At 45.3% G+C, this 12,747-nt stretch carries 12 protein-coding genes; 11 read left to right on the top strand and 1 reads right to left on the bottom strand.

All coding sequences use genetic code 11. From position 1 onward, the window contains the following. Positions 1-42: 42 nt before the first annotated feature. From AC23N5_RS02355 to AC23N5_RS02315, 9 genes are all read left to right on the top strand, one after another. Entirely contained in the window at positions 43-1,116 is a 1,074-nt protein-coding gene (locus AC23N5_RS02355; RefSeq protein WP_028523861.1) for an NAD-dependent epimerase/dehydratase family protein, read from the top strand. Positions 1,117-1,148: 32 nt separating this feature from the next. Continuing rightward, entirely contained in the window at positions 1,149-2,093 is a 945-nt protein-coding gene (locus AC23N5_RS02350) for a glycosyltransferase (RefSeq protein ID WP_183978215.1), read from the top strand. A gap of 36 nt (positions 2,094-2,129) precedes the next feature. After that, complete coding sequence (locus tag AC23N5_RS02345; protein ID WP_487754341.1) at positions 2,130-3,713, top strand: hypothetical protein; 1,584 nt, start codon at positions 2,130-2,132, stop codon at positions 3,711-3,713. 95 nt (positions 3,714-3,808) lie between these two features. Further along, positions 3,809-4,684 (top strand): class I SAM-dependent methyltransferase, encoded by an 876-nt coding sequence (locus AC23N5_RS02340; RefSeq protein ID WP_183978219.1) that lies wholly within the window; start codon positions 3,809-3,811, stop codon positions 4,682-4,684. 303 nt (positions 4,685-4,987) lie between these two features. Beyond that, positions 4,988-5,926, top strand: coding sequence for a glycoside hydrolase family protein (locus AC23N5_RS02335; RefSeq protein ID WP_183978221.1), 939 nt, complete (start codon positions 4,988-4,990; stop codon positions 5,924-5,926). Between the two features lie 109 nt (positions 5,927-6,035). Further along, on the top strand, positions 6,036-6,872 hold the full coding sequence (locus AC23N5_RS02330; protein ID WP_487754340.1) for a phytanoyl-CoA dioxygenase family protein: 837 nt from the start codon (positions 6,036-6,038) through the stop codon (positions 6,870-6,872). Beyond that, positions 6,869-7,843 carry a glycosyltransferase family 2 protein gene (locus tag AC23N5_RS02325; protein WP_183978225.1) on the top strand — a complete coding sequence of 325 codons (975 nt, stop codon included), beginning with the start codon at positions 6,869-6,871 and terminating at the stop codon, positions 7,841-7,843. The genes AC23N5_RS02330 and AC23N5_RS02325 overlap by 4 nt, the downstream gene beginning before the upstream one ends. Beyond that, on the top strand, positions 7,840-8,655 hold the full coding sequence (locus tag AC23N5_RS02320; protein ID WP_487754339.1) for a glycosyltransferase family 2 protein: 816 nt from the start codon (positions 7,840-7,842) through the stop codon (positions 8,653-8,655). Before AC23N5_RS02325 ends, AC23N5_RS02320 begins: the two co-directional genes overlap by 4 nt. Before the next feature lie 113 nt (positions 8,656-8,768). Continuing rightward, positions 8,769-9,506, top strand: a complete 738-nt coding sequence (locus AC23N5_RS02315; RefSeq protein ID WP_122932564.1) for a glycosyltransferase family 2 protein — start codon at positions 8,769-8,771, stop codon at positions 9,504-9,506. 141 nt (positions 9,507-9,647) lie between these two features. Here the strand turns inward: AC23N5_RS02315 and AC23N5_RS02310 are convergent, their stop codons facing one another. Beyond that, on the bottom strand, positions 9,648-11,450 hold the full coding sequence (locus AC23N5_RS02310; protein ID WP_487754338.1) for a hypothetical protein: 1,803 nt from the start codon (positions 11,448-11,450) through the stop codon (positions 9,648-9,650). Between the two features lie 187 nt (positions 11,451-11,637). On the opposite strand from AC23N5_RS02310, the gene AC23N5_RS02305 reads away from it, so the two are divergent. Beyond that, entirely contained in the window at positions 11,638-12,126 is a 489-nt protein-coding gene (locus tag AC23N5_RS02305; RefSeq protein ID WP_487754337.1) for a hypothetical protein, read from the top strand. A gap of 44 nt (positions 12,127-12,170) precedes the next feature. Continuing rightward, positions 12,171-12,578 (top strand): hypothetical protein, encoded by a 408-nt coding sequence (locus AC23N5_RS02300; protein ID WP_487754336.1) that lies wholly within the window; start codon positions 12,171-12,173, stop codon positions 12,576-12,578. The last annotated feature ends 169 nt before the right edge of the window (positions 12,579-12,747 follow it).

Below are 12,747 nucleotides of genomic sequence, written 5' to 3'. Positions count from 1 at the left end.
AAATTTTCCAATATACATAACACTTCAAAAGACGATTCTTGTATGAACATTGCACTTGTCACTGGTTCGGCTGGATTGATTGGAAGCGAGTCGGTCGCTTTTTTTGCTGATAAATTTGACCTCGTGATTGGGGTAGATAATAATTTACGTCAATATTTCTTTGGGCAAGACGGAAACACGGAATGGAACCGCAACCGTTTGCAAGATGCGTACACGAATTATAAGCACTACAGCGCTGATATCCGTGAAGTGAGCCAGTTGGAGCCCATTTTTAAAGAATATGGTGCCGACATTAAGCTAATCGTTCATGCCGCGGCTCAACCAAGCCACGACTGGGCGGCACGTGAGCCTTTTACTGACTTCGGGGTAAACGCGGTCGGAACGCTCAACATGCTTGAAATGACCCGCCAAAACTGCCCAGAGGCGGTGTTTATCTTTACTTCGACCAACAAAGTATATGGCGATAACCCTAATTACTTGCCATTGGTAGAACTAGAAAGCCGTTGGGAGATTTCGGAAGACCACGCGTATTTCAAAAATGGTATCGACGAGCACCACAGCCTTGACCATACCAAACACTCTATCTTCGGAGCGTCGAAAGTAGCGGCAGATATTATGTGCCAAGAGTACGGTCGTTATTTTGGCATGAAAGTAGGCGTATTCCGCGGTGGATGTTTGACTGGCCCTAACCACTCAGGTGCGCAGTTGCACGGCTTTTTGGCGTATTTGATGAAGTGTACGATTACCAATAACCCGTACACCATCTTCGGTTACAAAGGAAAGCAAGTACGTGACAACATCCACAGCTATGACTTGGTGAATATGTTCTGGCATTTCTACCAAAACCCACGTCCAGGAGAAGCCTACAACGCAGGTGGTGGCCGCTATGCCAACTGCTCGATGTTGGAAGCAATCGCCATTTGTGAGAAAATTGCGGGCAAAAAATTAACGTATCATTACTCAGAAACCAACCGTATCGGTGACCACATTTGGTACGTAAGTGACTTGACGAAATTCAAGAGCCACTACCCAGATTGGAACTGGACTTATAACCTCGAACAAACACTTGTTCAAATCCACGACGGTATCGCCGCTCGTTTGGCGATGACTGTGTAGAACTGTTATCTGTTAAACTGATAACAAACTCAATGACTTCAAAATACGTCATACTCATACCGCAATACAACGATTGGGAGGCGTTAAACCTGCTTATCGAACGCATTAATCAAGACGTAGTGGCCGAACTGTTGGCCACTACGTCTTTGGTTATTGTAGATGATTGTTCTAGCCAAGATTTAGAGCATTTGGTGGCGTTTCGGGGGCAACAGGTGCAAATTGTGCGTCTATATCGCAATTTGGGCCATCAACGAGCCATTGCGATTGGGTTGTCTTACATTGCCAAGGAGGTATCGTGCGAAAAAGTGATTGTGATGGATGCCGACGGCGAAGATGCGCCCAAAGACATCAATGCCTTGGTGGCGGCCTCGGAGCAATCGCCTGACCGTATCGTTTTTGCGCAACGTACCAAACGCCAAGAAAGCTTTACTTTTCGTTTTTTCTACGGTATTTATAAATTTATCTTTCGTCAGTTGACGGGGAAAGTGATTACGTTTGGAAACTTCTCTTTGATTCCGCAACGACGTTTGCAAAACCTTGTGCGCGTTTCCGAAATATGGAACAATTTTCCTGGGGGCATTATTAGGTCAAGGATTCCGTACGTAGCCATTCCTACCGAACGTGGAAAACGTTTGGCGGGCGAAAGCAAGATGAATTTTGTGTCGCTGGTATTGCACGGACTAAGTACGATTTCGGTACTGATTGACGTAACGGCGGTTCGCATTTTAATCTTTTCGATTGGGATGTCATTGGCGGCGTTGTTGGTCATTTGTGTCGTATTGTTTTTGAAATGGATGAACGACGCCTCGCCAGGCTGGGCATCTACGCTCAGTTCGGCCTTGTTAATTGTGGTACTTCAGTCGTTTTTGATTTCGCTTTTTCTTGTTTTTATGGTGCTTCAATACCGTACCCAACAGCAGTTTATTCCCGTGCTTCAGTACCGCGATTTTATCGAGAAAGTAGAAGACATAAGTTAAAATCAGTGTTCATCAGCGAATAACCAATAAGCAATTGTGTTGAGTTTCGACGATTTTCCAATAGTGTATTTTGCCCTTGGCTATCTCCTTGCAGGAGCGATAGTGGTGCTGACATTATTGAAAAATAAGCGCTTTCAAGAAATTCTTTTTCTGGGTTTGTCGGCGGCATTGTTGTTGTTTATGCGCTTGCCCGTGGTGATTTTCAACCAAGAAATTAACCCCGACGAAAGCCAAATGTTGGCGCACGCCATTACCCTCAAACAGTATCCTATTTATTGGCAGTCGGTGGATGGAACTACCATTGGCCCACTCGATAATTATGCTCTTTTGCTGCCCTCGTTTTTTGGACGTGCGATAGACTATACCTCGGGGCGTTTGGTGGGCTTGCTTTGTGTGCTGGGAAGTTTGTGGTTTTTCTACCGCAGTGTGAAAAATTGGTGGGGAGAAAACGCTGCTCGCGTTGCGCTACTGCCGCCGTTGTTTTTGCTCGCATTTACCCAAGAAGCGGATTATGTGCATTATTCGAGCGAACAACTCCCCATTTTGGTACTAAATATAGGGCTCTGGCTACTGTCCAAAAATTGGAATCCTTCGCCCAAAATAGCCCCTTGGTTCTTGCTTGGGCTGGTCTTAGGCATGAGCCCATTTGCTAAAATTCAAGTAGTGCCTCAAGCTGCGGTGATTGGGCTATTTGCAATCATACAGGGGTGGAATACGGAGAAACGGATAACCAAACTCAGTGCCTTGGTACTTGGGGCAGTGACATTTCCGATATTGACCTTAGTGTGGGCGTGGACGTACGATGTGCTCGACGATTTTTGGAATTTTTACGTTCTTGGAAACCTCATTTATGCAGGTGGTAGTTCGTTGATAGATTCGATTCTTCGTTTACCGCATTTTTTTGCCAAAAGCCCCAGTTTTATGGCGTTTTTGCTGACTACCTTGCCGTTGGTATTGTTGGCTTTTAGAGGAGCAAAAAATAAAACAACATTGTTCTATTTTGCCGTGCTTTGGCTGTTGACAGCGTTGTATGCCGCCACCAAGTCGGGAAATGATTTTGTACATTACCTCAACCTGTGTATTTATCCATTTGGACTGATGGCGGCGTTAGGGATCAATACCTTGGTAGCCCAATCCAAAACAATGGCGGCGCTGGTAATACTTACCGTGGGGGTGTGGGTAGGCTGGTTTGGCTACAAAGTGCTGAAACGCGAACCGCTCAATGCTTATCTTTCGACGGCCGACCACCGCGTGCCTGTAAGTCAGGTGTCAAAATTGATTCAACAGTACGCTTCCTCTAACGACCGCTTGGTGATTTGGGGTTGGATGTGTCGATACCACGTAGAAACCCAAATGCCTCAAGGAACGGCCGAGAACCATTCGGAGCGATGTATTTATCCGCATCCGATGCGGGAGATTTATTACAAACGCTATCTGGCTGATTTAAAACAGAATACCCCTAAAGTATTTGTAGATGCCGTAGGGCCGAATAGCTTGTGGCTCTACGATCGCGCAACGCAAGCGCATGAAGCTTTTCCAGAACTAAAAGCCTTGATTGCAGCGCACTATCGACTGGTGGGAGAAGTAGAAAATACCCGCGTTTTTGTACGAACCGAATAATAAATCCCTCCTTTGGTCTAGAAACCATCTTTGCCAAAGTATAAAAGTTGCGTTAATTTTGACCCTCTTGATGATTAGTTTAGAATCCTAATAGAATGACACATACTCAATTCCTTGCTTCATTGGTTTGCCCTAAAACGGGACAGCCGCTACAAGTTGCCGAAGATGGCCAATCGCTTACTGCTCCTGATGGTACAGTTTATCCTGTGTTGGATTCAAACATCATCGACATGGTGCATCCGCGCGAGTTGTTTGAAGATGATGCCCGCGAGCAGCATCTCTACGACCAAGCGTATCAACGCTACGACCGTGGCGTTTCGTGGGTGTTTGAAACATTGAACCACTCTGACGAAGCAGCCACTCGCCAATTTATGATTGGATTGATGAACTTGCAACCTGGCCAAACCGTGCTTGAAGTAGGAGCAGGAACGGGAAAAGATTCGGCTTTGATTATTGAGCAAATTAGCCCAGGTGGAACGGCGGTATTGTCAGATCTTTCACCTAATATGTTGCGCCTTGCTACGCAGAAATTGAAGGCGGAGGATGTAAATATTCATTTCTTTTTGGGAAATGGCTCATACTTACCTTTTGCGGACGGGACGTTTGATTCTGTATTCCATTTTGGAGGTATTAATACATTCTCAGAGCGTAAAAAAGCCTTTGCGGAACTTACTCGCGTGGTGAAAGTAGGAGGGAAAGTCGTGATTGGAGACGAAAGTATGGCGCCATGGCTTCGCAATGAGCCCACGTACCAAACGCTTTGGAAAGCCAACCCGTTGTTCCGTGCGGAGGTGCCCATCGCCGATTTACCTGCCAACGTAGAAAACTTTAAGTTACACTATATCTTTGGAAATTGCTTTTATGTGATGGAATACACCGTCGCTGCCAAAGCCCCTGAAATTGACATTGATTTGCCAATCCCAGGCAAAGATTTTGTGGATAACTGGCGCTTGAGAGCAGAAAAAGCCTAGTGTTAGTGTTGAGGGTTGTTCACAACCCGACTTTAGTGCGTCTGACTGTCGTCTGACGCATGACAACAGTACGGCGCCAGACGATAGTCAGACGCAAAACAGATTGTACGTGCAAAGGGTTGCTCACAACCCGACTTTAGCGCGTCTGACTGTCGTCTGACGCATGACAACAGTAAGTACGGCGTCAGACGATAGTCAGACGCAAAACAGATTGTACGTGCAAAGGGTTGCTCACAACCGACTAGATGATACAGTATCAAAATACAAAGCAGAAAACCTGAAAACAGTAAACTGCAAACAAAAATGGCTTGGCAAAAAAAGGGAGTAATTTATAAACCAGATGGGTCGTTGGCGCACAGTCGTTCGCACGCACAAGTGCCGTATGCGTACAAGCACCCTGATTTTTTACGTATTTATTTTTCGTCACGGGATGACAAAGGGCAGTCGCGTCCTACGTTTATCGACGTGGACTACGACGACCCTAAAAAGATTTTATACATCCACGACAAGCCTGTATTGGAGCTTGGTGGCCCAGGTGAATACGACGAAACGGGCGCCATGCCAGCGTGGTTTGTCGATATGCCCAACGGCGATATTTGGTTGTACTACACGGGTTGGAATCGTACCCACAATTCGTACCGCCTTTCGATGGGACTTTCAGTAAGTCACGACGGGGGACTGACTTTCAATAAGATGTTTACGGGGCCTATCATGGACCGTAGCATTCAGAATCCCATTTGGGCAGCGCAGCCATCAGTAATGCGCGAAGAAGATGGAACGTGGCGGATGTGGTACATTTCAGGGCATAAATGTGAGTACATTCACGGCTACCCTGAGCCCTACTATCGTTGTCAGTCGGCCACTTCTACCGATGGCATTCACTGGAATATCAGCGATGTACCAACGCTCGATTTTGACGATTTCTTGCACGCCGTTGGTCGTCCAAGTGTATTTAAGGAAGATGGTGTTTATAAAATGTACTATTCATTCCGCCACACGCGCGACTACCGTACCGACCGCAACCAAAGCTACCGCCTTGGCTATGCCGAGTCGGTGGATGGAGTGCATTGGGAGAGAAAAGACCATTTGGTAGGTATTCATAAATCAGAGACGCCAGGTGACTTTGATTACAACATGATTGACTACGCTTATTGCTACGAACACAAGGGTAAAAAATACCTATTGTACAATGGCAACGGTTTCGGAGCGGCTGGTTTTGGCTATGCCGTGTGGGAAGACTAAAAGTTGGAAGGTTTGTTGTAACTTTACTTTTGATTTTTGACCAAGGTCATTCTTTCAAAAGGCCGTGATTCGTAACATTGGGGGTTGTTAAACCAAACAAATCAGTACCATGTCAACATTAGCAGAGCAATTTCGTCAAGATGGGTTTTTACTCATTCGTAACTTCTTAGATAAAAGCGTGGTGGAAAACATCTACCGCGAAGCGCGTGAAATATTTGCCGTTCAGATAAAGCACGTTACAGGCCGTACGGTTGATATCGACGACCGCGACGCCTTTGAAAACGCTATGTTTGAGTTTTTTCAAAAAGACTTTACTGCATTTCGAAATACAGGCGTTACGGTACAGCACAGCTTGTCGCTTCACCAGTTTGCTGTGAGCGAGAAAATTGTCAGTCTCTTAAAAGAAGTAGGCATCGAGCAACCCGTTGTAGGCGCGCGTCCTGCCATGCAGTTCAACAGCCGTTTTTTGTCAAAAGATGGTAGCAAACACTGGAAATTGGATGCCCACCAAGACTGGCGTACGGGTCAAGGCTCGCTCGATAGCACGGTGATTTGGTTTCCGATGGTGGATGCAGGGGCTGACTTGGGAGCATTACAGGTGATTCCGCGTAGTCATACGTGGGGACTGCTGGAGTCGAGTACGTCGGGATATCAAGGAGGAATTACCGCTCAACTGAACGACGAGGATTTTGTCCAAACCGAATTCCAAGTAGGAGATTTGCTGATTTTCTCAGCCTTTTTAGTACACCAATCGGGTAATAATATCACTAATAACATTCGTTGGTCGGTACAGCTTCGTTACAACAACTTGGCCGAAGCCACTTTTATTGAAAGAGGTTACCCAATGGCCTATATATACAAACCAGAGGCTGAATTGGTGACACCAAATTTTCCAACTGTAGAACAACTTGAAGCTGTTTTTGCTTCACCAACACCTGCCGTATGATTAAAGTAAGCGTCACGATTCTTACGTACAACCAGAAACAATTTATTGGCAAAGCCATTGAAAGTGCGTTGTCTCAGAAAACAAATTTCGATGTTGAAATATTGGTAGGAGACGATTGCTCGACGGACGGTGCGCAAGAAACTATTTTAGCTTACCAAGAAAAATATCCTGATAAAGTAAAGGCCGTTTTGCATTCCAAAAACTTGGGGCAAAATGGCCTTTTCAATACCATCGAAACCCTCAAACTGGCCAAAGGAACGTACATTGCCCCGATGGACGGGGACGATTACTGGACCGACGACCAGAAACTGCAACGCCAAGTCGATTTCATGGAGGCTCATCCTGATTTTTCGGCTTGTTTTCATAATGCCCTCATTACCTACGAAGACGGTACGCCCTCGCACGAACTCAATTCGCCCGACCAGAAAGAAGTCATTACGGCGGCAGATTTGGTAGGAGAAGACGAAATTTGGTTCATGGCAACGTCAGCAGTCATGTTTAAAAATGGCATTATGCACTATCCCGATTGGTTTTTGAAATCGTCGAGTGGAGATATTCCTCGTTACGTGATTTTGGCCAAGCATGGCCCAATTGGGTACGTGCCAGGCGTAATGTCGGTGTATCGAAAAAATAGGGGAGGGGCAAGTTTTAAAGATCACTACCGCGATGCGCGCTTTTTGTACAACCGAATTGCGATGTACGAAGGCATTGATAAAGAGCTTGATTATCGCCACCATGATTTGCTACGGCTCAACATCGCACGTTATTATCGTATGCTTCTGGATGCCAAGCAGTATCAAAAAAGCTACTTCCGCCGCGCAAGGTTGGCGTTGAAATACCTTCAATTGGGACAACCACCCCGCGAAATTTCCAAAGAAGTTATCCGAGATTACGTGCTTCCAAAGTGGATGATGAATGTTTATAGCTTTTTTGCGCTGTTGCCTCACCGTTTGAAAGAATCTTCCCGATGAAAGTTAGCGTTTGTGTTCCCACTTTCAACCACGAAAAATACATTGCACAAATGCTCGAAGGAGCGTTGATGCAACAAACGACGTTTCCATTTGAGATTGTGGTGGGCGACGATGCTTCTACTGACGCAGCCCCGCGTATCATTCGGGAATACGCCGAGCGGTTTCCTGATAAAATCAGGGCGTATCTGCATCCCGAAAACTTAGGACCGAAAGAACCTCGGGAGTTTGGCGGGCGAAACAACGTGCTTTTTTTGCTCAAAGCTTGCCAAGGCGATTACGTGGCGCTTTGCGAAGGGGATGATTACTGGACTGACCCGCTGAAGTTGCAAAAGCAAGTCGATTTTATGGAAGCTCACCCAGATTTTGCCATTTGCCACCATAATTTAGAGGTAATTTACGAAGATAATTCCCCGAGCCACCCCTTCAATGAACTCGACCAAAAGGCGATTTCTACGGTAAAAGATGTGTTGGAAGACCGTTGGTTTATTGGAACGGCCAGTTTGTTGTACCGAAATTTTTTCCTTACCGAAGATTTTGCCGAATGGCATCATCGCGCGGCGGCGGGCGATTGGGCGTTGGTGATTCAATTGGCAGCGCGCGGGAAAATTGGGTATTTGCCCGAAATAATGGGGAAATATCGAAAACACCGTGGAGGACTCAGCCATGTTCACGCAACGACCAACCCGTACTTTCTCCAAAACCGACGCCAAATGTTTGCCGATGTAAACGAATGGCTTGATTTTATTTACGACGATACGGTTCAGAAAACCTTGCAGTATTACGACCGTTTACTGGAAAAAATTGGAAATTAGGTCAAAATGACCCAATTTTGCTGTATAATCCTCTTAGGGTCATTCTCTCAAAATCATTCATAAAACGCCCGCGCCCAGACAATTGTCGTAGCGAAAGCGGGCCTGCCACATAGATGAAATTAAGCGTTGTCATACCCGCCTATAACGAACAAGATTCTTTGCCACAAACATTAGGCACGTTATACCAAACGTTGTCGAAGTACGACATCCCGCACGAGATTTGGGTGACCAACGACAACTCAAAAGATAAAACATTACAGGTTTTACAAGAGCTGTCGAAAGAAATTCCGACCTTAGTTTACGAAACCAACCCTGGGCCGAATGGTTTTGGGTACGCCGTTCGCTATGGCCTTGAGCGTTTTTCGGGCGACTGTGTGGCGGTTTTTATGGCCGACTTATCGGACGACCCTGAAGACTTGGTGAAGTTTTACAAAAAGATGGTCGAAGGAAACTACGATGCAGTGTTTGGGTCGCGTTGGGGAAAAGGCGGCAATGTGTATGATTATCCGACGATCAAAAAAGTAATCAACCGTTTGGCCAATTTTATCATTCGGATGGTGATGGGTATTAAGTACAACGATACCACTAATGCCTTCAAACTCTACAAACGCGAAACCATGGAAGGGCTCAAGCCTTTTCTTTCTCCTCACTTTAACTTAACGGTAGAATTGCCGCTCAAAGCAATTGTGCGAGGATATAGCTACGCTGTGGTTCCCAACAGCTGGACTAATCGTAAATACGGCGAATCGAAACTCAAAATCAAAGAAATGGGAAGTCGTTATTTCTTTATTTTGATGTACTGCTTTATCGAAAAAACGTTCTCTCGCGGCGATTATCGCAAGAAAAATTAACGTGCAGCGGGTTGCTCACAACCCGACCTTTATCACCTTCCTTCCCGAAAGTTCAAAACTTTCGGGAAGGTCTAAAAACCCGAACGTCTGGTTGTGAGCAACCAGACGCACATTCCGTGAGCAATCAGACGTACATCCCTCTTAATTCGTATCGACAGTCACGGTGGCAGAAGGACCGTTAATTACGCCTGTTCCGCAGGTGTTGTTGAGCGATACTACTTTGTATTCGGTGGTAGTACGAGGGTTGACCGTAATTTGGTAGGGATTGATGAAGGTACCGTTTACGGTAGTTCCGTCAGACAACACAAACGACCAAGGCGGCAAACCATTTTTGAACGCTACTCGGATCCGAGCCGCTCCCCCAGGCCGAATTACTCCCCCGCCCGTAACGGCCGCCGAAGCCGCGTTTTGCATCATCACGTTGATATTGGTAGGAACCCCCTCGGTAAATGGAAACGTACCAATGACGCGTAATTGATGCGTAGTGAGGGTGTCTTTGAGAAACGGTGGGGAAATCTTGGCACGAAGTGCACTTAATCCTCCTACGGTAGGAAGGTTTACCCACTTACCGCTTGTATCGGCAATTTGTACAATGAATTTATTGGCATTCTCAAAACGCCCCGTCGTCGTGAAAGGCACGGTAATTTCTGTGCCCGAGCAAATGATTTTATCCGAAAGGTTACCCGTGGAGATGGTCGCAGGTGGAATTTTCACTTTGACCACGGCTGTCCCCGAAAACGTTCCCACGCCGCAATAGCCTCCCGCCGACGTAATTTTATAAGTCGTTGGGTCGTTAGGACTTACTTTTAATGTGTAGGGCGTCACCCGAATGTCGTTTTGGTACGTGCCGTCCGATAGCAAGACAAACCAAGGACCACCACCTCCAAAATTGACGGTAAGGTTGGTAGAGCCTCCTTCGGGGATTTCGAGCGAGTCGCGGCGAAGGGTTGCTGTGGCTGGAGCCGAAACGTTGACATCGACGGTATCACTGGAAATCGTTGGAAAAGTAGAAACGACCCGAAGTTTATAATTGCCCGCCTTCAACGAAAAAGGCGTTTTGGCCATGATGGGGCTTTCGGTGGCGAGTTCGGAAATGTTGGTAAAATTTTGTCCTGTGGTATCGCTAAGTTGGACGACGAAGCCGTTGCCAATGTTGTATTTCCCCGTCGCGTTAAAATTGATTTGAAAGGGTGTTCCTGTACAAATACGAAATCCTGCTTTGGGCACGGCTTTGAGGGCAATGACGGGCAAGGTATCTTGGCTTACTTGTACCACCAATTCGCCCGAGCTAGTACCACTTCCGCAGGCATTGAGGATGGACGTAACTTTGTACGAAGTGGTTTCTTTGGGGCTTACTTGGGTTACGTAGGGGTTAACCAAGGTATTGGTGACAACGGTGCCGTCCGAAATGGTGAATGACCAAGGAGCGGCTCCCGTGAGCGATACGCGGTAAGTGGCGGCTTGGCCTGGGCCAATTTTAGCGATACTTCCGCCGTCGTTGGTTTCTATTTTAGCTTGGGGCAAAGGCAAGACCATCAGGCGCGTAGGTGTACTGACCACGCTAGGATGCGTTGAAATCACGCGAACAGCGACCAAACCCGCGCGATTTTGGGGAAGGACAATGCGGGCGGGGCCATGTCGAAGGGAGTCAGAAATGGTACTAAACCGTCCTGATACGTCCGAAATCTGAACCAAAAAGCGATTTTTTTCTTCAAATTTGCCATCGAAGTCGAACGGGACAAAGATGGTGCTGCCAGGGCAAACCGAAACGTGCGATAAGTCGTAGATACGGACGGCGGCGGTGATGACTACAGCGGCGGTGTCGGCGCGGTAGGTAGTGTCTCGTTGAAGGCCCACAGGGCTGGGAGCCGTTTGCTGTGCGTACGAACTCAACCCTATCCCTGCGCAAATGACTAAAAGACAACTAACAATGATTCTGTGCATAATGAACAATTTATGCACAAAATTAGGTGTTAAGGCGTTCTTTCAAAAGCAGGAAGCTCAAAATCAGAGAAATCTGCGTTTTTAACGTTGTATGTATATCAGTGCTGAAAATAAAAAACTGTACTAATTAATTCTATTCCAAAACAGTACTTGGCAAAGGGTGGGATATTTTTGAATGTAATAAATCATGCGATACTCTTTAAACTTAGATGCAGCATATTATCAATTTATGTTGCAAGATGTGACTTTAGAGGTCTCAGAAGACGAGATTGGTGCGGATTGGTGGACTGAAAAAGACCAAGAAAGGATGTTATCTGTTAAGTTTGATGAACGACTTGTGGTCATCGGAACTTTTAGAGATGCTAGAGTGCCAGTTCATGTTGAGATTTTTAAAGAGGAGCCTATGATTGATTCTAATGCTTGGGACCAAATTTCAGAATGTTCCTTTGAGGCTCCTTCAGAAATGATATTTATAATGGGTAATTTTGATTATTTTCCAGAGCGAGAAAAGTACTTCTTAGGGTTTTCGTTAGTAGGTGTTAGAGTTTACTATGGAGGTGCAGGTACAATCGACAAAATGGGAATAAATGGTCAAGATTATTATATGGTTCATTTGTGGCCTATTAAAAAGAAAAAAAAGGTGAAATTAATCAAATCAAGAGTAGTTCTAGATTGATGGGTTTCTCTACCGACAGCCAACATTATTGATTGTATTTTTTTATGATACGTTTAGTGATAGAAAACCTTGAACAAACTAAGGCAGGCCAAATTGTTGGGGTAATATACCTGAGAATTGGAATGAGGTATTTTCCTGAAAAATGTTGGAATGATTTTCCTATTACTATTTTGAATTGGTGGTTGGAAAATACGTTAACAGGAATTGAAGGACATTATTTTTTCATGGATGGCCCTTTTTCGTTTAGAATTTTAGACAAATCGGTCGGGTATTTTATAGAAGGGGTTTACAATGAAGAAGTTATTTTTTCAGATACAATAGATGAAAAAGAGTTTGAAACAGAACTCAGAAAGGCAGCTAAGGAGGTTTTAAGTAAATATTTGCCTGATAATCCTTGTTTTCAATCTAATGATGGAATTCTAAAGTTGAAGAAATATACAGCAGAGTGGTAAAATAAAAAAATGGTTGAGCTGTCAAGCTTAGAGTATTACAACGTAAGTCATAAAATCCATAATCATATCTAAGCCAAAATATGATGATGTTTTAGACAATGTAATCACTATTCTACCTCCATTCATTCCTCTGAGGAAGGTAAAACTATGGTATCTAAGTTTCCCTACC

The organism is Runella sp. R5_40, assembly GCF_057652295.1.
This window is presented reverse-complemented; position numbering and strand designations above follow the sequence as displayed.

Coding starts and splice junctions, on each gene's coding strand:
- AC23N5_RS02355 (WP_028523861.1), top strand. CDS start 43: ATGAACATTGCACTTGTCACTGGTTCGGCTGGATTGATTGGAAGCGAG.
- AC23N5_RS02350 (WP_183978215.1), top strand. CDS start 1,149: ATGACTTCAAAATACGTCATACTCATACCGCAATACAACGATTGGGAG.
- AC23N5_RS02340 (WP_183978219.1), top strand. CDS start 3,809: ATGACACATACTCAATTCCTTGCTTCATTGGTTTGCCCTAAAACGGGA.
- AC23N5_RS02335 (WP_183978221.1), top strand. CDS start 4,988: ATGGCTTGGCAAAAAAAGGGAGTAATTTATAAACCAGATGGGTCGTTG.
- AC23N5_RS02330 (WP_487754340.1), top strand. CDS start 6,036: ATGTCAACATTAGCAGAGCAATTTCGTCAAGATGGGTTTTTACTCATT.
- AC23N5_RS02325 (WP_183978225.1), top strand. CDS start 6,869: ATGATTAAAGTAAGCGTCACGATTCTTACGTACAACCAGAAACAATTT.
- AC23N5_RS02320 (WP_487754339.1), top strand. CDS start 7,840: ATGAAAGTTAGCGTTTGTGTTCCCACTTTCAACCACGAAAAATACATT.
- AC23N5_RS02315 (WP_122932564.1), top strand. CDS start 8,769: ATGAAATTAAGCGTTGTCATACCCGCCTATAACGAACAAGATTCTTTG.
- AC23N5_RS02310 (WP_487754338.1), bottom strand. CDS start 11,450: ATGCACAGAATCATTGTTAGTTGTCTTTTAGTCATTTGCGCAGGGATA.
- AC23N5_RS02305 (WP_487754337.1), top strand. CDS start 11,638: ATGCGATACTCTTTAAACTTAGATGCAGCATATTATCAATTTATGTTG.
- AC23N5_RS02300 (WP_487754336.1), top strand. CDS start 12,171: ATGATACGTTTAGTGATAGAAAACCTTGAACAAACTAAGGCAGGCCAA.